The organism is Achromobacter sp. T5-5 (genome assembly GCF_055397965.1).
This window is the reverse complement of record NZ_AP027919.1, coordinates 730,158-750,331: the sequence shown is the minus strand read 5'-3', so window position 1 is coordinate 750,331 and position 20,174 is coordinate 730,158. Positions and strand designations below refer to the sequence as shown.

General features: G+C 69.7%; 19 protein-coding genes. 10 read left to right on the top strand and 9 right to left on the bottom strand.

The annotated features are described in order from the left end of the window. Positions 1-34 precede the first annotated feature (34 nt). From ACZ50Q_RS03480 to ACZ50Q_RS03460, 5 genes are all read right to left on the bottom strand, one after another. Positions 35-1,027, bottom strand: a complete 993-nt coding sequence (locus ACZ50Q_RS03480) for a FecR domain-containing protein (RefSeq protein WP_464080559.1) — start codon at positions 1,025-1,027, stop codon at positions 35-37. After that, positions 1,024-1,557: a sigma-70 family RNA polymerase sigma factor gene (locus tag ACZ50Q_RS03475; protein ID WP_083714193.1), complete on the bottom strand. Its 534-nt coding sequence runs from the start codon at positions 1,555-1,557 to the stop codon at positions 1,024-1,026. Before ACZ50Q_RS03475 ends, ACZ50Q_RS03480 begins: the two co-directional genes overlap by 4 nt. Positions 1,558-1,702: 145 nt before the next feature. Then, positions 1,703-2,479: an SDR family oxidoreductase gene (locus ACZ50Q_RS03470; protein ID WP_464080558.1), complete on the bottom strand. Its 777-nt coding sequence runs from the start codon at positions 2,477-2,479 to the stop codon at positions 1,703-1,705. Positions 2,480-2,542: 63 nt separating this feature from the next. Further along, positions 2,543-3,457 carry a beta-keto acid cleavage family enzyme gene (locus ACZ50Q_RS03465; protein ID WP_092581582.1) on the bottom strand — a complete coding sequence of 305 codons (915 nt, stop codon included), beginning with the start codon at positions 3,455-3,457 and terminating at the stop codon, positions 2,543-2,545. A 10-nt stretch (positions 3,458-3,467) separates the two neighbouring features. After that, positions 3,468-4,685, bottom strand: a complete 1,218-nt coding sequence (locus tag ACZ50Q_RS03460; protein ID WP_464080557.1) for an ABC transporter substrate-binding protein — start codon at positions 4,683-4,685, stop codon at positions 3,468-3,470. A gap of 148 nt (positions 4,686-4,833) precedes the next feature. Between ACZ50Q_RS03460 and ACZ50Q_RS03455 the strand changes: the two genes are divergently transcribed. Both ACZ50Q_RS03455 and ACZ50Q_RS03450 read left to right on the top strand, forming a co-directional pair. Next, positions 4,834-5,628, top strand: a complete 795-nt coding sequence (locus ACZ50Q_RS03455; RefSeq protein WP_464080556.1) for a Crp/Fnr family transcriptional regulator — start codon at positions 4,834-4,836, stop codon at positions 5,626-5,628. Between the two features lie 224 nt (positions 5,629-5,852). Further along, complete coding sequence (locus tag ACZ50Q_RS03450) at positions 5,853-6,815, top strand: tripartite tricarboxylate transporter substrate binding protein (RefSeq protein ID WP_464080555.1); 963 nt, start codon at positions 5,853-5,855, stop codon at positions 6,813-6,815. A 68-nt stretch (positions 6,816-6,883) separates the two neighbouring features. On the opposite strand, the gene ACZ50Q_RS03445 is transcribed toward ACZ50Q_RS03450, so the two are convergent. Beyond that, the gene (locus ACZ50Q_RS03445) at positions 6,884-7,681 is read right to left on the bottom strand and encodes a flavin reductase family protein (RefSeq protein ID WP_464080554.1); all 798 of its coding nucleotides are present in this window, start codon (positions 7,679-7,681) and stop codon (positions 6,884-6,886) included. 11 nt (positions 7,682-7,692) lie between these two features. Beyond that, positions 7,693-8,757: an LLM class flavin-dependent oxidoreductase gene (locus tag ACZ50Q_RS03440; RefSeq protein ID WP_464080553.1), complete on the bottom strand. Its 1,065-nt coding sequence runs from the start codon at positions 8,755-8,757 to the stop codon at positions 7,693-7,695. A 108-nt stretch (positions 8,758-8,865) separates the two neighbouring features. Between ACZ50Q_RS03440 and ACZ50Q_RS03435 the strand changes: the two genes are divergently transcribed. Further along, positions 8,866-9,813 carry a LysR family transcriptional regulator gene (locus ACZ50Q_RS03435; protein WP_092581579.1) on the top strand — a complete coding sequence of 316 codons (948 nt, stop codon included), beginning with the start codon at positions 8,866-8,868 and terminating at the stop codon, positions 9,811-9,813. A gap of 16 nt (positions 9,814-9,829) precedes the next feature. Here the strand turns inward: ACZ50Q_RS03435 and ACZ50Q_RS03430 are convergent, their stop codons facing one another. Then, complete coding sequence (locus ACZ50Q_RS03430) at positions 9,830-10,708, bottom strand: SMP-30/gluconolactonase/LRE family protein (RefSeq protein WP_464080552.1); 879 nt, start codon at positions 10,706-10,708, stop codon at positions 9,830-9,832. A gap of 289 nt (positions 10,709-10,997) precedes the next feature. On the opposite strand from ACZ50Q_RS03430, the gene ACZ50Q_RS03425 reads away from it, so the two are divergent. The 7 genes from ACZ50Q_RS03425 to ACZ50Q_RS03395 are packed head-to-tail and all read left to right on the top strand — an operon-like array spanning position 10,998 to position 18,732. Then, the gene (locus tag ACZ50Q_RS03425; protein ID WP_092581577.1) at positions 10,998-11,768 is read left to right on the top strand and encodes an enoyl-CoA hydratase/isomerase family protein; all 771 of its coding nucleotides are present in this window, start codon (positions 10,998-11,000) and stop codon (positions 11,766-11,768) included. Between the two features lie 2 nt (positions 11,769-11,770). Continuing rightward, the gene (locus tag ACZ50Q_RS03420) at positions 11,771-13,903 is read left to right on the top strand and encodes an acetate--CoA ligase family protein (protein ID WP_464080551.1); all 2,133 of its coding nucleotides are present in this window, start codon (positions 11,771-11,773) and stop codon (positions 13,901-13,903) included. Positions 13,904-13,911: 8 nt separating this feature from the next. Next, positions 13,912-15,117, top strand: coding sequence for an acyl-CoA dehydrogenase family protein (locus ACZ50Q_RS03415; protein WP_464080550.1), 1,206 nt, complete (start codon positions 13,912-13,914; stop codon positions 15,115-15,117). Further along, positions 15,114-16,058, top strand: coding sequence for an acyl-CoA dehydrogenase family protein (locus ACZ50Q_RS03410; protein WP_464080549.1), 945 nt, complete (start codon positions 15,114-15,116; stop codon positions 16,056-16,058). The genes ACZ50Q_RS03415 and ACZ50Q_RS03410 overlap by 4 nt, the downstream gene beginning before the upstream one ends. A 9-nt stretch (positions 16,059-16,067) precedes the next feature. Further along, the gene (locus ACZ50Q_RS03405) at positions 16,068-16,826 is read left to right on the top strand and encodes an SDR family NAD(P)-dependent oxidoreductase (RefSeq protein ID WP_464080548.1); all 759 of its coding nucleotides are present in this window, start codon (positions 16,068-16,070) and stop codon (positions 16,824-16,826) included. Continuing rightward, on the top strand, positions 16,826-18,007 hold the full coding sequence (locus ACZ50Q_RS03400; RefSeq protein WP_464080547.1) for an SDR family NAD(P)-dependent oxidoreductase: 1,182 nt from the start codon (positions 16,826-16,828) through the stop codon (positions 18,005-18,007). The genes ACZ50Q_RS03405 and ACZ50Q_RS03400 overlap by 1 nt, the downstream gene beginning before the upstream one ends. After that, positions 17,995-18,732 carry a carboxymuconolactone decarboxylase family protein gene (locus tag ACZ50Q_RS03395; RefSeq protein ID WP_464080546.1) on the top strand — a complete coding sequence of 246 codons (738 nt, stop codon included), beginning with the start codon at positions 17,995-17,997 and terminating at the stop codon, positions 18,730-18,732. Before ACZ50Q_RS03400 ends, ACZ50Q_RS03395 begins: the two co-directional genes overlap by 13 nt. Before the next feature lie 16 nt (positions 18,733-18,748). Here the strand turns inward: ACZ50Q_RS03395 and ACZ50Q_RS03390 are convergent, their stop codons facing one another. Further along, positions 18,749-20,158, bottom strand: coding sequence for an amidase family protein (locus ACZ50Q_RS03390; RefSeq protein ID WP_464080545.1), 1,410 nt, complete (start codon positions 20,156-20,158; stop codon positions 18,749-18,751). Positions 20,159-20,174 lie beyond the last annotated feature (16 nt).

Here is a 20,174-nt window from a genome sequence, read left to right as displayed (position 1 = left end):
CCGCCAAACCCGGAACCGCCCGGCGCATTTTTTTTCAGGCGCGCGGTTCGATGCTGATCCACCAGGGCAGGGTGCGGCGCACCCGGACCGGCAGCACCGAGGCCAGCATGTCCAGCGCGCGGCCGGTGTCCTGGAGCGGATAGCTGCCGAAGACGTGCAGGCGCGCCACCTCCGGCGCCACCGCCAGGTGGCCGAAGTGGTAGCGGCGCAATTCCGCCACCACGTCCGCCAGCGGCGTGTCGTCGGCCACCAGCACGCCGCGCGTCCAGGCCTCGCGCGCCGGGTTCACCGGGAGGATCGCGTCCAGCGTGTCCGCGGTGAACCGGGCCTGTCGCCCCGCCGGCACGATGCCGCTGGCGCGGCTGACCGCCGTGTCGATCCGCACGGCCCCCTCATGCACGGCGACCACCACGCCGTCTTCCTCGCCCCGCACGGTAAAGCGCGTGCCCAGAGCCTGCAGCCGGCCCTGCGCGGTGTCGACCACGAACGGACGCGCGGGGTCCGGGGCGGTGGCGATCAGCAACTCGCCCGCGACGAGCTGCAGGCGGCGCAGCGTGGCGCCATAGTCGACGTCGAAGGCGCTCAGGGCCTTGAGCCAGACCTCGGTGCCGTCGGCCAGGGCGACCCGCCGGGTCTCGCCGATGCCCGCGCGCTGATCCGCGCCCCAGGTCGAGGCCACGATGGGCAGCGGCGTCTGCCGCCACGCGGTCCATCCCATGCCGGCGATGCCCAGCGCGCCCGCCAGCCCCAGCAGCAGTTGCCGGCGCCCGCGCCGCCCGGCCGACGCGGCCTGGCCGAACGCGGTAACGGCGGCATCCCGGTCCGGACTGGATTGCAAAGGCGAAAAACGGCGTCCGATGCGCTCCACGTAACCCCAGGCCTCGCGATGTTCCGCCTTGCGCTCCACCCACTGCTGCCATTGCTGGCGCTCGGCGGCCGAGGCCTCGCCCGAGCGCAGCAGCGCATACCATTCGGCGGCCTGCTGCATGACGCGATGCGAGGGCTCGCGCCCCTGCGCGGCGCTCATGCCGCGCCCGGCTGCGGCTCGCCCGCGAGCCCGCCCGCCAGGCGGGCCTCCAGCTTCATGCAGCAAAGCATGGCCTGGGCGACGTATTTGCGGACCATGCGCGATGACACGCCGAGCACGTCGGCCACTTCCTGGTCGGTCATTTCGCAGGCCACCGCCATGACGAAGGCGTGGGCGGTCCGGGGCGGCAGGCCCCGCAGCATGGCGTCGATCTCGCCCAGCGCCTGCAGCACCATGGCCTGGTCTTCGGCGGACGACACCGTGGGCTCCGGCTGCGCGGCCAGGGCGTCCAGCCAGGCCTGCTCCAGGTCCCGGCGGCGCCACAGGTCGATGCACATGCCGTTGGCCATCCGGCGCAGGTAGGTTCTGGCATGCCGGGCGTTGTCGAACTTGCACGGACGGGTCAGCAGGCGCACGAATGCGTCATGCGCCAGGTCGGCCGCATCGGCCGCGTTGCCCAGCCGCCAGTTCACCCAGGCCACCAGCCAGCCGTGATGATTGCCGTATAGGCTTTCGAAGTCCTGGGACACCCCTTCCGATCCGCTCACGATCCCGCCCGCACGCGACGCCCGTCCGCATCATTAATAATGCGAACGGTTATCAATTAACAAAGCGCAGATTATGGACCGGGGTCACGGGATTTGGCAACGGGGGGGCAACCCGCCCCGCCCGGCATCAGCCCAGATACTCCACGTTGCCACACACCGAGATGCTCTGCCCGCTGATCATCGCCCCCTCGGCCGAACACAGGAACGCCACCTGGTTCGCCACGTCTTCCGGGCGCGTCATGCGGCGCAGCGACACCTTTTCCACCAGTTGCTCGCGCATGGCGTCGTTGCTCACCCCGCCGGCCGCCGCACGGGCGGCGATGATGCGCTCCACCCGGTCGCCCGACACGACGCCCGGCAGCACCGAATTGACGCGGATGTTCGACGGCCCCAGCTCCATGGCCCAGGTCTGGGTCAGGCCGGCCAGCCCGAACTTGCTGGCGCTGTAGGGCGTGCGCAGGGAAAACCCCAGGCGTCCCGCGACGGAAGAGATATTGACGATGGAACCGCCGCCCGCGGCCCGCAGCAGCGGCACCGCGCTGCGCGCGCACAGGAACGTGCCGGTCAGGTTGACCTCCAGCGTGTTCCGCCAGGAAGCGAGGTCCGTGTCTTCGAGACGGCTGGTCGGGCCGGACACGCCCGCGTTATTGACCAGGACATCGAGCGCGCCCCACCGCTGCGCCAGCGCGTCGAACATCTTCAGCACCTGCGCCTCGTCGGAGACATCCGTCAGGCTCGCGCCCAAGGCCGGAAGGCTGGCACGGGCCGCCTCCAGCGCCTGCGCGTCCACGTCGCAGATGTGCACATCCGCGCCCGATTCCACGAACTTGCGCGCCATCGCAAGCCCGATGCCCTGTGCGCCCGCGGTGATCAGGACGCGGGCCCCCTTCAACGATTCGATCATGTCCTTCCCCGATGAATGGGTGACCGGCGGCGCGGCCCCATGCCGCGCCTGCCGGCTTGCTCGTCAGCGCGCGAACTCGGGCCGGACGCCGCTTTTCAGGGGCAGGCCCAGGATCTCGCGCGCCTCGGCGGGCGTGGCGGGTTCCATGTCCATCTCGCGGATGATGCGCACGATGCGCTCGGTGAGCTGCACATTGGTGGCCAGCTCGCCGTGCCGGTAATACAGGTTGTCCTCCAGCCCGACCCGCGCATGGCCGCCCAGCAGCAACGCGCTGATGTTGGCCTCGAGCTGGGCGGGTCCGATGCCGCTGACGCAGAAGATGCTGTTGCGCGGCAGCAGGTCCACCATCATCTGCAGGTGCCGCGGCGAAAACGGCATGGCGTTCTGGAAATTGCGGTGCACGTTCATGACCAGGTTGATGAAGTGCGGCCCTTCGTCCAGGCCCTCGCCGATGAGCGTGGTCACGTCCTGCAGGATGTGCGTGGGGCTGAACACCTCCCACTCGGGCTTGATGCCGCGCGCCTTCATGCCGGCGGCCAGCTCGCGCCCCTTGCTGAGCGGCGTGTTCATCAGGTATTCGCGGTCGCCGAACGCCAGGTTCAGCGTGGTGGCGTCCAGCGTGCACATTTCCGCGCCCGCATCCATGCCCTTGACGCGCTCATCCCACAGGATCTCCCACGTGCCCGGCGAGGTCTCCGCGACCATGTCGCCGTGCACCCCGCCGCCCGTGGAATTGTTCAGCACGATGTCGCAGCGCTCGCGGATGAGCTGGTTCATCTTCCGGTAGACCGCCGCGTCGCAGGTTGCAAGATCGTCCGGCCGCCGCGCATGCAGCGCGACGACGCTGGCGCCCGCGTTGTAGCAGCGGTAGACGTCCTCGGCGATCTCGGCGGGCTGCGTCGGCAGGTGCGGATTCTGGCTTTTCAGCGCCATACCCCCGGTCGGAGCGATGGTCACGATCACTTTGCGTTTGGACATGCCCGGTCTCCTACGATTTCCAGAGGGCGCAGCGGCTTTCGGACTGCTTGGTGAAGGCCTGGTTGCCGTCGATGGTCTGCACGACCGTGAAGTAATCCCAAGGCGCCTTGGACTGCTCGGGGCTCTTGACCTGCAGCAGGTACATGTCGTGCACCACGCGGCCATCGGGCCGCACCACGCCGTCCTTGATGTACATGTCGTTCAGCTTGTTCCCGCGCAGGTAGTCCAGCACGCGGTCCGCGTCGTCGGTGCCCGTGGCCTTGACGGCGCGCAGGTACTGCAGCGCCGCCGAATAGTCCGCCGCCTGCAGCGACGACGGCATGGCTTGGCGCCGCTCGAAGAACTTGCGGCCCCAGGCGCGCGTCTCGTCCGATGCGTTCCAGTACCAGCTGTCGGTCAGGTACATGCCCTGCGCCGCGGGCAGCCCCATGGCGTGGATGTCGTTGATGAACATGATCATCCCCGCCAGCTTCATGGACTTGGTGATGCCGAACTCGTTGGCGGCCTTGATCGAGTTCGTCGCGTCCGCGCCCGCGTTGGCCAGCGCCAGGATCTCGGCCTTGCTGGCTTGCGCCTGCAGCAGGAACGACGAGAAATCGCTGGCGGCGAGCGGATGCTTGACGCTGCCCACCACCGTGCCGCCGCCCGACTTCACCACGGTGGTGGTGTCGGCCTGCAGCGCATGGCCGAAGGCATAGTCGGCCGTCAGGAAGTACCAGCTTTTGCCGCCGGCCTTGACCACCGCCGCGCCCGTGCCGCGCGCCTGCGCGACGGTGTCGTAGGCGTAGTTCAGCGTATAGGGCGTGCACTGCTCGTTGGTCAGCGCGGGCGCCCCGGCGCCCACCACGATGATGGGCCGCTTCTTGTCCGCGGCCACCTTGGACATGGCCAGCGCCGTGCTGGAATTGGTGCCGCCGATCAGCATGTCCAGCCCGCGCTGGTCGAACCATTCGCGGGCCTTGGCCGAGGCCACGTCGGCCTTGTTCTGGTGGTCCGCCGTGAGCAGCTCGATCTTCTTGCCGTTGATCTCGCCGCCCATTTCCTCGATCGCCATCTTGATGGCTTCCGCGCCCCCGGGACCGTCCGGGCCCGAATAGACGCCGGACATGTCGGTGATGAACCCGATGCGGATGACGTCGTCGGAAATCTGCGCCTGGGCGGCCTGGATGGGCAGGAGCGCGGCGGACGCCGCGCAGGCGATGGCGGTGGTGGACAACAGTCGTGGCATTGACAACATACCGGTCTCCTCTTATGGTTTTTGGCCCATGGGGCGTCAACCATTCTGCGGCCCGGCTGCCCCCTCGGACAGTCATCATGTTGACAAAGAACCCTAGGGTTTACCTGAGCCGCATTTCATCTCCATACAGGGAACGACCATGCGCGAACCGCCTGCCCTGATGGGCAACGAATCGTCCACCGCGAACCGCCGGCCCGCGCGCTGCCCCGTGGACAAGATGCTGGACGTGGTGCCCTGGTACAAGGGCCTGCCGGCGCTGGAGCGCGGCGTGGTGCGCGCGGAACTGCGCACGGTGTCGCTGGCGGCGGGCGAATACCTGTTTCGCGCGGGCTCGCGGTCGCTCGGCTGGTATGGCGTGGTCGAAGGCCTGGTGAAGTGGTCGTCACCGGGAACCGACGGCCGCACGCTGTCGCTGGCCGGCTTCAGCACCGGAAGCTGGTTCGGCGAGGCCACCATGATCCGCCGCGAACGCTTCGAGTACGAAGTGGTCGCCCTGCGGCCCAGCCGCATCGTGATCCTGCCGCGCGATACCTGCGAGCGCCTGTGGAACAACAACATCGAATTCACCAAGGCGCTGATGACGCACCTGGCGCAGCGGGTGAACTGGCTGATGGGCTGCTACACCGGCAACGTGCTGCTGGACGTGGACACCACCGTGGCGCGCGCCGTGGCGGCGCAACTGGACGCCGAGGTCCATTCGGGGACGCAGGGGCGTCTGCGCATCTCGCAGGAAGAGATCGCCGGCCTGTGCGGCGTCTCGCGCCAGCGCTGCAACACCGCGCTGACCCGCCTTGCGCGGGCGGGGGTCCTGCAAACGCACTACGGCGGATTGACGGTGCTGGACAAGGACGCGCTGTACCGGTGCGCGAAGATCAGCCGGGAGGCGGCCAGGCACGCGCGCGGCGCCGGCGATGTCCGCGCCGATGCGGCATAATCCGCCACGGCCGCCCATGGCGGGCCGCAGTCATGCTCGCCGCGCAGAACAGTTCTGCATATCGACGGGGTAATCGATCAGGCCGATAAAAATTATGATCGGCTACTGAGACAACCCATGGCCGGCGGCCCGCTGCCGGCCGACCCAGCCACCAGCGCACAACCATAAGAGCCGGCCCGCGCAAGGCACGGCCACGCATGGCGGCGGGAACCAGGAGAGAGACAATGTTCAAGCTCACGCGCCGCGGCTTCATCGCGGCCGGCACACTCATGATGCTCGCCCGGCCGCTGCGCGCCGCGGCCAAGCCCGTGACCCTGATCGTGCCCTACGCGTCGGGCGGCCCCAACGACAACTTCGCGCGCCTGCTGGCCGAGGGCATGAGCGCCGAACTGGGCATCAACTTCATCGTCGAGAACAAGCCCGGCGCCAACGGCATCATCGGCGCGACCCAGGTCGCGCGCGCGCCGGCCGACGGCAGCACGCTGCTGATGGGCGGCTCCGGCCCGGTTTCCCTGAACATCCTGCTGCGCCCCCGCCTGAATTACGGCTTTGACAGCTTCAAGTCGGTGGCCATGATGTTCGACGGCCCGCTGACCATCACCGTGCCGTCCAAGTTGGGCGTGAACTCCATTGCCGACCTGGTCGCCTACGCGAAGCAGGAAAACCGCGCGCTGACCTACGGGTCGCTGGGACCGGGCAGCGTCACCGACCTGTACGGCCTGATCCTGTCCAGGACGCTGGGCATCCCGCTGACCGCCGTGCCCTACAAGAGCACGCCGACCAGCCTGATCGACCTCATCACCGGCCGCAACGACCTCTCGTACATGACGCCCATCGCGCTGGCCGACCATCAAAAGGCCGGCGCGGTGAAAATCCTGGCGCTGACCACCGACCAGCGCGACCCGGCGCTGCCGGACGTGCCCGCCGTCACCGAACTGGGTTATCCACAGCTCAAGGCCAGCTACTGGACGGCGCTGCACGCGCCCAAGGGCACGCCGGACGCCATCGTCCAGGCCTACGCCGCGGCCGCCATCAAGACGGTCCAATCCGAGCGCTTCCGCAAGGTGCTCGTCGCCAACGGGCAGACCGAAAAAGCCGGCGGCCCGCAGGCCCTGGAGGCGCAACTGGAATCCGACCGCCAGTACTGGGGCAAGGTCATCCAGGAAAACCACATCGTCCTTGATTGATCGCGCAGAAAAAAACACAGCCCGCCGTCCGGCGGGCTGTGGCGTTTTGCGGCGGCCTGCGCGGCCCGTTACTGAAGCCGGGCCGGCGCGATGCAGTGGGTGGCCGCGTTGAAGTTGATCACCGGCCGCGCCTCGCGGCAGGCGGTCTTGCGGATCTTGCCCACGATGAGATCGTGCGTGCCCAGCTTTTCGGTGCAGACGATGTCGCATTCGATGCTGGCCAGCGCATCGGGCAGCACGGGCGCGCCATGCTCGTTCAGCACCCAGCCGCCCTGCGCGAAACGCGCCTGGCCCTGCGGCTGTTTCAGAAAGGCTTCGATCACGTCGCCGTGGCCTTCGCCCAGGATGTTGGCGACGAAGCGCCCGTTGCGCAGCAGCGGCTCGCGCGCCGACGAGGTCTGCTGCACGAAGAACCCGACCATGGGCGGATCGGCGGAGATCGACGTCAGGCTGGACACGATCATGCCCGCCATCTCCTCGCCGTCGCCGGTGCTGACGGCGCTGATGCCCGCCGGCAGCGACCGCATGGCCGCCTTGAAATCGTCGACCGACACCACCTCATCGCGCTCGTTGAAGACCATGTGCGCGCGGATGTCGCCACGTTCATCGACCCAGCCGTGGCGCGCCGCGTAATCCACCATCTTCGAGAAGCCGGCCTCCCAGTCCGGGTCGCCGGCGTGCTGCGACAGAAAGCGCAGCACCGACGGCGACAGGCGCACGTGCCGCTCGTCCTCGCGCCGGCCGATCCGGGCGATGGCGCGCTCCAGCCGGTCGGCGGGCTGCGGGTCCGCCATGACATCGAGACGGCCGAAATCCGCCGGGTCGCGCAGCGCGATGGCGCCGGCATTGCTCAAGTAGATACGCATGTCGCCCTCCTTCAGGCAAGCACTGCCGTACTGCCGATTTCCTTGCGGATCGCGGGAATGATCTTGTCGCCCCAGAGCTCGATCTGCTTGAGCATCGTCTTCTGGTCGAAGTCGCCAAGCTGCGTCTGCAGCGCGATGTGCTTGGGCCGCAGGATGCTGATTTCTTCCAGCATCTTGTCGATGACTTCGTTGACCGAGCCCACCGGCAGGTTCTTGCGAAGCTGCTCGAAGGTCGGGTCGGTATCCGAAGGCACTTCCTTGACCATGTAGCCATCGTCGCTCTGCGCGCGGCGGAACTTCAGGCTTTCGGAAATGCGGCGCTGGAAGCGCGCGCAATCCAGATAGGCATCGATCTCGGCCTTGTTGTCCGAGGCGTAGCCGCAGCGCAGGAAGCCGAACTTCACGTCGCGGTCCAGGTCCTTGCCGTTGTCCTCGGCCACCTTCTCCAGCCGGCCGCGCAGTTCCGCGATGGCGTCGTTGCCCTTGAGCAGCGCCGTCACGAACAGGTTGTGGTTCTCGCGCACGCCGCGGCCCAGCGTCACCGGATTGCCCGACGTGATCCACAGCGGCGGCATGGGGTCCTGCACGCAGCGCACCGCGATCGAACTGGGCGGAATCTTCAGGAACTTGCCGTCATGCTCGAAGATCTTCTGCGTCAGCCCCTTGGGGATCACGTCGAGGAACTCGTTGAAGATCGCGCCCGAGTCCTCGATCTGGACGCCGAAGCGCTCGAACTCGAATTGCTGGTAGCCCGATCCCACGCCCAGATCCAGGCGGCCGTTGGACACCGTGTCCACGAACCCGACCTCGGCCAGGAAGCGCGCCGGATGGTAGAGCGGCAGGATGCACACGGCCGTGCCCAGCCGGATGCGACGGGTCTTGGCCGCCGCATGGGCCACCGTCATCAGGGGCGAGGGCGACAGCGAATAGTTGTTGAAGTGATGCTCGGCGTACCAGGCCGCGTCGAATCCTGCCTGCTCCGCCACCACCGTCTGCTCGATGGAGTTGTTGATGACTTGCGTGGAGGACTGGTGGTAACCTCGTTGCTGCGCCAGAATGAATACGCCGAATTCCATATTGTCTCCTCGTTGATGCATGAATCCTTGAGGAAATTCTAGAGGCCGGTAGTCATGGGCTGGAATACAAGAAAAGCGGCGTTCTGTGCTGCATAAAGTGGAGGAATGATGGACAGACTGCGCGCAATGGAGCTCTTTCTGTCGATCTCGAAGACCGAGAGCTTCTCGGAAACCGCGCGCCAGTTCGGCATCTCCGCCACCTCGGTGTCGCGCATGATCACCGACTTCGAAAGCGAGCTCAACGTAAAGCTCCTGCTGCGCTCCACGCGGCAGGTCGTGCTGACCGAAGCCGGCCAGGAATACGCCCGCCAGTTGGAAACCATCCTCTGGAACATCAACGAGGCGCACCGCAACATCACCGAAATCCGCGCCGCGCCCAAGGGCATTCTGCGCGTGCATTCGCGCATGATGTTCGGCCTGGGCGTGCTGCCGCAGCTGGTGGCCGCGTTCCGCGAAGCCTACCCCGAGATCCACATTGAACTGGTGCTGTCGGAAGCCAAGACCGATCTGCGGCGCAACAACTTCGACATCGATTTCCGCATTTCGCCGCCCGTCGAGGCCGGCCTGAAGCGGCGCATCCTGTTCAAGAGCGAACGCTATCTGGTGGCGTCGCCCGCGTACCTGGCGCAGCGGGAACTGCCCACGCAGCCGGCCGATATCGCGCAGCATGCCTGCCTGGCGTACCTGCTGCCCGGCGACCAGTATTGCTGGCGCTTCAAGCAGGGCGAGGCCATCGACGAAATCCTGATCAAGCCGCGGCACGTCAGCAACAATGGCGTGGCCCTGCTGGAACTGGCGCGGCTGGGCGAAGGGATCGCGCTGCTGGACGACTACACCGTGCACCACGACATCGAGCGCGGCACGCTGGTACGCCTGTGCCCGGATTACCGCGTCACCAACACGACCTTCGAAGAAGGCATGTACGCCACCATCCTGGACACGGCCATGATTCCGGTGAAGATACGGCTGTTCCTGGATTTCGTGGCCTCGCACGTGTCGGGCGCCGAGCTGCGCTTTGCGGCCTACGGCAAGCCGGCGGGCGCCAGCGGCGAATGACGCCGGGCCGCGCGGCTCAGGGCCGGATCAGGCAGCGCGGGCGCGGCGCGCCTGCGTAGCCGGTCCCGCGCAGGCGCAGCAGCGCGCCGTCCAGGGGGCCGTGAGCCGACAGGCGGCCGCTGTCGCTGATCGACGTGACGTAAAGGTCGGTCAGGCCGTCACCGCCAAAGCACAACGACGCCGGATGCGCGACCGGCAGGTCGATGCGCACATCCAGCCTGCCCTCCTGGTCGAACCGCGCGATGGCGCCGGCGTGGACCAGCGCGGTCCATAGCCCGCCGTCGCGGTCAAAGCAACAGCCGTCCGGCGCCGAGCCCAGCGCGTCCGTGTCGACGAAGACCTCGCGCGCGGACAGCCCGCCCGCCGCGTCCATCCGGTAGCGGTAGATTTTGCGCGCGGCGCTGTCGCAGACGTGCAGGTGCCCGCCGTCCGGATGCAGGGCCGGACCGTTGACCACGCCCAGCCCCTGCGCGATCCGCGTGAGCTGGCCGCCGGTATCCAGGCGATACAGCCCGCCCAGCGGGGCTTCGCCGGCCTCCCGGTAGATGTGCATGGTGCCCGCCACAAAGCTGCCATCCGGCAACGGCGCGCCGTCGTTCAACCGCAGGTTGGGGTGGCTGTCCTCGATACGGGCCAGCGTGCGCAGGCTGCCATCGGCCGGCCGGAAAAGCGCAAACGACTCCTTCAGCGCCACCACCAGCTCGTCCTCGCCATTGAATGCGAAGGATCCCAGCGGCGCGGGCAACTGCCAGCTTTGCACGCTGCCCGAGTCCGGCGCCACGGCCAGGATCAGGCCCTTGCGGCAATCCGCCATCCACAAGCGCCCGCTCGCCGCGTCCCATGCCGGGCATTCGCCCAGGGCCGCGCGCAGGCTTCCGATACGTTCGATCTGCATCTGCCGATTTGTCTCCTGGCCTCTCGTCCCATAGGTCTTTCAGACGAGGCTTCAGCGCCATGGTATCGGCTGGCGGCGCGGCGGAATATGCGGCATTCCTGCAGAACACAACCACCGTTTTTGGCGTAGATCGACGCATACCCCCTCCCTAAAATCAAAAAAAAGTCCAGCGCCGCAGGGCGCGGACAGCGGACAAGACCGGTCAATCCGACCCGAGGAGACTTACGATGCAGCACGCCCGCGGCGCCCGGCGCCTCTCCCCCCCCACCCTGTCGAACGAGGTGCGGGCATGAGCGATACCCCCGTCAAATTCGAGGTCAGCGAGGGCGTCGCCCTGGTCACGCTGAACCACGCGCCGGTCAACGCGCTCAACCGCGACATGCGCCGCCGCATCGTGGCGATCTTCGACGAGATCTCCGAGCGCGACGACATCCGCTGCGCGGTCCTGACCGGCAGCGGCAAGGTCTTCTGCGCCGGCGCGGACCTGAAGGACCGTCCCGATGCCGACGTCGCGGGCGACTTCCTGGAACACAACCGCATCACCCGCGAAACCGGCAATGCCATCCGCGAATGCGCCAAGCCGGTCATCGCCGCCGTCAACGGCGCGGCGCTGGGCGCCGGCCTGGGCCTCATGGCCGCCTGCGACATCATGTATGCGTCCGACAACGCCACGTTCGGCATGCCCGAGATCAATGTCGGGCTGGCCGGCGGCGCCTCGATGCTGCGCACCCTGTTCGGACGCTCGACGCTGCGCCGCATGTTCTACACCGGCCAAAGGCTTACCGCGCATGACCTGCTGCGCCGCAACGTGCTGGAAGACGTGCTGCCGCCCGATCAGCTGGTTCCCGCCGCGCTGGCGCTGGCCCACGAAATCGCGTCCAAGGCCCCGCTCGCCGTGTTGTACGCCAAGCGCGCGGCCAACATGGTGGACCTGATGCCGCAGCGCGATGCCTATCGCTTCGAACAGGACTTCACCATGGCGCTCGCCAAGACCGAAGATGCGCGCGAGGCCCGCATGGCGTTCCTGGAAAAGCGCCAGCCCCAGTTCAAGGGGCGCTGAGCATGGGCACGCAGCAGCAACGCCCCGGCGCGGGGCTTACCCCCTTTTTCGAGGCAACGGGCATCGCCGTGATCGGCGCCTCCGACGACATCACCAAGATCGGCGGCCGCCCCGTGCACATGCTGATCAAGCACGGCTACCGCGGGGCCGTGTATCCCATCAACCCCAAGGGCGGCGCCATCCAGGGACTGCCGGCCTACGCCTCGGTGCGGGACACGCCCGAGGCGCCCGGGCTCGCGATCCTGGCCGTGCCCGCGGCCGCCACGCCCGCCGCGCTGCGCGACTGCGCCGCGCGCGGCGTGAAGGCGGCCATCGTGCTGTCGGCCGGCTTCACCGAGGCCGGCCCTGAAGGCGCCGCGCTGCAGGCCGAACTGGTCGCCATCGCCCGCGCCCACGGCATGCGTGTGCTGGGCCCGAACTGCCTGGGCACCGTCAACGTGGCCGACCGCCTGATCGGCTCGTTCTCCATCGCCCTGGAGGAAAACATGCCGCCCGCCGGGCACGTGGGCATCGTGTCCCAGTCCGGCAACGTGGGCAGCCACACCATGCAGAGCGTGGCCCGGCGCGGCATGGGCGTGAGCCGTTTCATCGCGACCGGCAACGAGGCCGACGTGGACGCCGCCGACGGCATCGCCGCGCTGGCCGACGACCCGGACACGCGCATCATCCTGTGCTGCATGGAAACCTGCCGCGACGCCGGCAAGCTGATCGAGGCGCTGCGCCTGGCGCGTGAGCAGGGCAAGCCCGTCATCATCCTGAAGATCGGCTCCACCGAAAAAGGCCAGGCCGCGGCCGCCTCGCATACCGGCGCCCTCACCGGCTCGGACGCGGTGATCGACGCGGTGTTCCGCCGCCACGGCGTGCTGCGCGTGCGTTCGGTGGAGGCCCTGATCGACATCGGCCACGCGGCCTCGCTGCTGATGCCCGACCGCCTGCCCCGCAACGACGCGGTGACGCTGGTCGCCGCGTCCGGCGGCTTCGGCATCATGATGGCCGACGCCATGAGCGAGGCCGGCCTCGCGCTGCCCGCGCTCGCGCCCGACACGCAGCGGCGCATCCTCGACGCCGTGCCCACCGCCAGCACCGGCAATCCGGTGGACGCGTCCGCGCAGATGTCCAGCCGCCCCGACATTCTCCTGAAGATGCTGAGCGCCCTGCTGGACGATCCCTCGGCCAGTTCGCTCGCGCTCTTCATGTCGCTGTCGCTCTACAACACCCGGCTGCGCGGCATCTACCTCGAAGCCCTGGCGCAGGTGCGCGCCAGCCATCCGGACCGCCTGCTCATGGTCATCAGCCAGGGCCCGGCCGACGCCGTCGCGCAGATCAACGCGCTGGGCATTCCGGTGTTTTCCAGCATCGACGCGGCGGCCACCGGGCTGGCGGGCCTGGTCAGGCTGGGCCGGTTGCGCGCGGCAACCGCCGCCCCCCTCGCGCCGCCCGCCGTGGCGCCCGTGGACCCGGCCGTATTCCGCAACGAATTCCACGCCAAGCAGGCGCTGGGCAAAGCCGGCATCGACGTGCCGCAGGAATGCATCGCCCGCGACGCCGACGAGGCCGTCCGCGCGGCCGAGGCCATCGGCTATCCCGTCGTGCTGAAGATCGCCTCCGAGGACGTCGCGCACAAGACGGAAGCGGGCGGCGTGCTGCTCAACGTGGCCGACGCCCAGGCCGTGCGCCGCGGCCACGCCCAGATTCTGGCCAGCGTCGCCCGCCACGCCCCCGCCGCGCGCATCGACGGCGTGCTGGTCGCGCCGATGGTCGGCGGCGGCACCGAGATGATCGCCGGCGTCTCGCAGGACCCCGTTTTCGGCCCCATCGTCATGGTCGGCATGGGCGGCATCCATGCCGAGGTATTGAAGGACGTCGCCGTGCAGGCCGCGCCCGTGACCGAGGACGAAGCCGCCGAGATGATCCGCTCGCTCAGGATGTTCCCCATCCTGGACGGCGCGCGCGGCCAGGCCAAGGCCGACGTCGCCGCCGCGGCGCGCGCCGTGGCGCGATTGTCTGAGTTCGCGTCCCGGCATCGCGACGACGTCGCCGAAATCGACATGAATCCCATCCTGGTCCGGCCGCAGGGCCAAGGCGTGGTCGTCCTGGACGCGCTGATGATCCCGCGCGCCGCGCCCGCACACTGAGGACAGCCATGCAAGTTGAACACCACGTCGCGGTGCCCGATCCGGCCGCCGGACCCGATATCTACCGCCAGCATGCGCGCACCTGGCTGCGCGCCAACCTGCCGGACTCCATGCGCGCCGACAGCCTGGACTGGCGCGCCCCCACCCTCGCCGAAAGCAGCGCCTGGGAAGCGGCCATGTACCAGGCGGGCCTGGCCGGCATGACCTGGCCCAAGGCCTATGGCGGCCACGGCCTGACGCTGCGCGAGCACCTGGCGGTGAACAAGGAGATCGGCGCGCTGCCCATGCCCGAAAGCGTCAGCTCCATCGGCAAGGAACTGGCCGGCCCCATCATCATGGCCGTGGGCACCGAAGACCAGAAGCAGGCGTTCCTGCCCGCGATCCTGGCGATGCGCCAGTTCTGGTGCCAGGGCTTTTCCGAGCCCGACGCCGGCTCGGACCTGGCGCGACTGCGCACCAAGGCCGTCCAGGAGGGCGGCCACTGGCGCATCAACGGCCAGAAGATCTGGACCAGCGGCGCGGCCAAGGCCCACTACTGCCTGCTGCTGACGCGCACCGGCACCGTGGCCGACAAGCATCGCGGCCTGCTGATGTTCGCCGTTCCGATGGACACGCCGGGCATCCGCGTCGTGCCCATCAAGTCGATCGACGGCAAGGAATCGTTTGCCGAAGTGTTCTTCGACGACGTGGTCGTGCCCGACAGCGCACGCCTGGGCGCCCCCGACGAAGGTTGGAACGCCGCCATCCGCGTGCTGTCCATCGAACGCGCCACCAACCGCATGTACCGCCCGTGGCGCTTCGAATGCGAGCTGCGCCAGCTTATCGCCGCCTGCAAATCCGATGCGCAGCTCGCGCCCGCCCTGGACGACGGCTACGTGCAGCGCCGCGTGGGCGACCTGGTCTGCGAGATCGACGGCCTCAAGGGCCTGGTCGAACTTACCGTCGCGCGCATGCTGCGCGGCGAAACGATCGGCGCGCGCGGCTCGCTGACCAAGCTCTACTGGTCGGAATGCCACCAGGCCTTCGCCGGCCTCGCGCTCTCGCAGCTGTCGCAGGTCGGCCCCCACTCCAGTCCGCTCGCGCGCCGCGCCCAGCAAGCCTTTACCACCGCCTACCTCTTCTCGCGCGCCGAGACGATCTACGCCGGCACCACCGAAGTGCAGCTCGACGTCATCGCGCAGCGCGTCATGAATCTGCCCAAGGACCTGACATGAGCCATGAAGAACTGCGTCCCGAGGAATTCGCGCAGGCCGCCGACGCGGCCATCGCCGACGCCCTGACCCGCGCCGATCCGCGCGCCATGGCCGAGGTGCTGGCGCAGGCCGGCCTGTGCGGCGTGATGGCGGCCGAGGACGACGGCGGGCTGGGCCTGGACCTCGCCTTCGCGCTGCCTATCGCCCACGCCGCCGGCCGCCTGCGCCTGCCCTTGCCGCTGCCCGAACAGATCCTGCTCGCCCGCGCGCTGGCCGGCACCCCGCAGGCCGCGGCCCTGGCCGCCGGCGAGCGCCTGGCCGGCATCGCCTGGCACGGCAGCCTGCAGACCGGCCATGCCCGCGTGGACAATGGCCTCGCGGACTGGGTGCTGGTGGCGGACGGCGCGGGCGCGGCCCTCATCGATGCCAGCGCGCTGCCGCGCGAGGCGCAGGCCGCGCTGGACCCCGAGCATCCGCAAACCTGGATCGCGCTGGCAGGCGCGCCCGTGCTGGCGCGGCTGGACGAACAGGCCTGGGACGCGCTGCGGCGCCAGGCCCACCTGCTGCTGGCCGAGTTCGCCAACGGCGCGGCCGAAGGCGCGCTGCAGGCCGCGGCGGACTACATGGCCACGCGCGTGCAGTTCGGCCGGCCGCTGTCGGCCAAGCAGGCGGTGCGCCACCTGCTGGCCCGCATGCGGCTGCTGCAGGACGTTTCCAGCGCCGCGATCCGGCGCGCCACGCAGGCCGACGAGTACGGCGCGCCGCGCGACACGCGGCCCGCGCTGGCCGGGGCGCTCGCCAACGCGGCCTTCGTCATCGAGAAGGCCATCCACTTGCACGGCGGCATGGGCTTCACCTGGGAATTGCCGCTGCACCGGGCGCTGCGCGCCGTGCGCAGACTGGACGCCGCCTTCGCAGGCCTGTCGCGCGACGCAGGGCGCGCCTTCATTCAATCGGTATAGGAAGACACCATGGCACATGATCTCGCCGGGCGCGTCGCGCTCGTCACCGGCGCGGGCGCCGGCATCGGCCGCGCCACGGCCCGCCTGCTGGCCGCGCGCGGCGCCACGGTCGGCGTCAACGACCTCAAGCAGGAACTGGTGGACGACACCGTCGCGGCCATCGCCGCCGAAGGCGGCAAGGCCTTTCCCGTGGTGCAGAACGTCGCCACGCGCGAGGGCATCGGCCAGGCCGTGCGGCTGGCGGCCGAACACGCTTCGCGCCTGGACATCCTGGTCAACAACGCGGCCTGGGTCCGCTACCAGAGCGTGGCGGACATCCAGCCGGACACGCTGGAACGCATGCTGGACATCGGCTTCAAGGCCGTCATCTGGGGCATCCAGGCGGCGGCCGAGGTCATGGACCCCGATCGCGGCGGCGCCATCGTCAACGTGGCCTCCACGGCGGCGCTCAAGTCCGCCCCCAGTTCGATGGTGTATTCCGGCATCAAGGCCGGCGTGCTGGGCGTCACCCGCGCCGCCGCCGCCGAGCTGGGCGCGCGCCGCATCCGGGTGAACGCCGTGTGCCCGTCGGCGGTGCCGACCGAAGGCACGCAGCGCAACCGCAACGCCGAGCGCGACGCGCGCCGCATCGCCAGCACGCCGATGGGACGTCTGGGCACGGTGGACGACGTGGCCGACGCCATCGCATTCCTGGCCAGCGACGACGCCCGCTTCATCACGGCGCAGGCGCTGGTGGTGGACGGCGGCATCACGTTCACCACGCTCTGATGGATACGGTCCTGCTCACCGGCGCGGCCAGCGGCATCGGCCGGGCGACGGCCGGGCGGCTCGCGGCCGCGGGCCATCGCTGCATCCTGGTGGATCGCAACGCGTCCGCGCTGCAGGCGCTGTGCGCGGCCCTGCCTGCCCCGGCCGGGCAGGCGCACGTGGCGCGCATCGCGGACCTGACCGACGCCGATCAGATCGCGGCGCTCGCCGACGGCATGCCGCGCCTGGACGCGCTGATCAACAACGCGGGCATGACCGACAGCAGCAACCGCCCCACCGTCGAGCAATCGAACGAAGACTGGCAACGCCTGCTGGACCTGAACCTGCGGGCGCCTGCCCGCATGGTGGCCGCGCTGCGCGACCGGCTCGCGCCCGGCGCGCGCGTGGTCAACGTGGCGTCCGGCGCGGGCCTGCGCGCCATTCCCTGGCGCGGCGGCTACAGCCCGAGCAAGGCCGGCCTGATCGCGCAGAGCCGCGCGCTGGCGCAGGCCGACCCCGACCTGCGCGTCACCGTGCTTTGTCCCGGCTATGCGCGCACGGAGCTGGTGGCGGGTCTGATCGCGTCCGGCCGCCTGGACCCGGCCCGCGCGGTCGCCAAGATTCCGCTTGGCCGGCTGGCCGACCCCGACGAAATTGCCTGCGCCCTGGCCTTTCTGGCCGGCACGCACGCCGCGCCCCTGGCGGGCGGCCTGTTGTGCGTGGACGGCGGCTCGTCGGTGTATGGCGGCAGCCAGGTCTATGGGCCGGCTACCAGCGGCGCCTGCGGCTCCCTGGATACGCCCCTGTCCCTGACCGTGCGCGGCGATTGGCCGCCGGTGCCGGACGATGGCGCACCCGACGGCTATCCGGCGGTCCTGGATGCGACCGTGCTGTCCAGCGCGCCGGGCCGGCGCCTGGCGGCCGCGCTGCAGGCCGCACGCCGCTTCGACCTGGAGGGACCGGCCAGCCTGACCCTGCTGCTGCCCGCCGGCGAGGACCTTTCCTGGGACCATGCCGGCGACCACGCCGCGGCGCGCATGCTCGTGGCCTCGCTGGCCTGCGAGTGGGGGCCGGCGGCGCGTCGCATCAATGCGGTGGAAGTCGCGCCGGGCACGGACCCGGCAACGTTGGCGCCGCTGCTGCGCTTTGTCGCCGGCGCGCGGGCGCAGTACCTCACCGGACAAGTGCTATGCAGCCGCTGAACGACCTGGACTCCATCAAGGCGCGTTTCATCGCCGCGCGCGGCTACTGGCGCCCGTGGACCGACGCGATGCTGCGGGCCAACCCGGGATTTCTCGCCCACTATGCCGAATACGCGGGCCATCCGGCCAGGACCGGACCGCTGACGCCGCGCATGGTCGAACTCATCTACGTGGCGCTGGACGCATCGGCGACGCATCTGTATGAAGCCGGACTGGCGACCCATCTGCGGATGGCGCGCGAGGCGGGCGCCAGCGACGCCGACGTGTTCGACGTGCTGCACCTGGTGACGATGCAGGGACTGAGCGCGGTCCTGCAAGCCGCCGACCTGCTGCACGAGGCCGCGCCGCTACCGGCGATGGACGCGCACGACCCCATGCGGGCGCGCATCGCCGCGCTGTGGCCGGCGCAGGCGCCCAGCCTGTTGCGGCTGGCGGCGCAGGACCGGGGCTACGTCGCCGTCCTGCTCGACTTCCTGGAAGGCGGCGCGCCGGCCGGCGGACTGGCGGCGGCGGAACGCATGCTGGTGCGCATTGCCCTGCACGCCTGCTTCACGCACGGCGACATGGCCGCCACGCGCGCGCTGATCGGCGACGCGCTCGCGCAGGGCGTGTCGCGCCCGGAAATCCTGCAGGCCATCCAGCTGGGCGGCCATCTGGCGGTGCATGGCGCGGCGCTGGGCGCAACCGTCCATGCGCGCTTGCAGGCAGCCGGCACGTCGGGCTGAGACAGGCAGGCCGGGCTCAAACGGTCAGCCGGTCCAGCACCGACCAGCCCGCCCGCGCCTCGATGTCCTCTCCCACGGCCAGGCACAGGTCTTCGCGGAAACGCCCCGCCACCACCTGCACGCCGACGGGCACGCCGTCCGCCATCCCCACCGGCACCGACAAGCCCGGCAGTCCCAGGATCGCCGTCGAGACCAGCGGACTCTGGGCCCGCAGGATATCCGCCATCGCATCCGGCCCCTGCTGGTCCAGATCCACCGGAAATGGCAGTGCGAAGGACACGGGCATCAGCAGCACGGGATAGCGGTCGAAGAAGCGGCCCCATTCGCGCAGGATCGTCGTGCGCATCGCCATCGCCTGGATGAAGCCGTCCTTGTCCCGCTGCGGCGTGTGCGCCAGCATGCTCTGGTAGGCGTTCTGGATCGCACGGTCTCCGGCGCGCTCGATCTCGCGCCGCATGGAACCGGCGGCCTCGTTCATCAACACGTCCAGCCACAGCCGGGCCGCGGCGTCGAACTGCGGCGGTTCCGCGGCCTCGACGATATAGCCTGCGTCCTGCAGCCAGCCGGCGGCGCGTTGCAGCGCGTCGGCGACCGCGGGGTCGGCGCGCCATTGCGCCGTGCCGGTAAAGAGCGCCACGCGCCGCTCACCGGCCGCGGACGCAAACGCCAGCGGCGCCGGCACCCACCACGGGTCCCGCGAATCGCCTGCCGACATCGCCGCCAGGCCCAGCCGCAGATCGGCGACGCTGCGGGCCAGCGGTCCCTGTGTCGCGGCCATCTGCGAGGCCACCGGCCGCTCCGACAACTGGCTGGCGTTGTAGCCCGGCACCCGCCCCTGCGAGGGCCGCAGTCCCGCCACCCCGCACGCATAGGCCGGATACCGGATCGAGCCGCCCTGGTCGCTGCCATGGGCAAGCGGGCCGATTCCCAGCGCCGCCGCCACGGCCGCCCCGCCGCTCGATCCGCCCGGCGTGCGCGCGGCATCGAAGGGATTGAGGGTGCGGCCATGCAGGTCGTTGTCGCTGAACCAGCGCCACGAGAACGCGGGCACGTTCGTGCGGCCGATGACGACGGCGCCCGCGCGGATCCAGTTGTCCACGGCCGGATTGTTCTCGTGCGCGATGAGGTCCCGGTAGGCCGTCACGCCGTTGGTCGTGGCGGTGCCCGCCAGGTCCGCGTTGGCCTTGATCGTCACCGGCACCCCGTGCAGGATGCCCAGGCCGCGCCCGGCGCGCACGGCGGCGTCGGCCGCATCCGCGGCGCGCAGCGCCTGTCCTTCGTAAAGCTCGGTCAGCGGATTGAAGACCGGGTTGACCTCGCCGGCGCGGTCCAGGCAGCTTTGGACCGCTTCGCGGCTGGATATCTCGCCGCTGCGGATGGCGCGGGCAAGGTCAAGCGCGTTCCAGCGCCAGAGTGCGTTCGTCATGGTGTCTCCTTCCTGT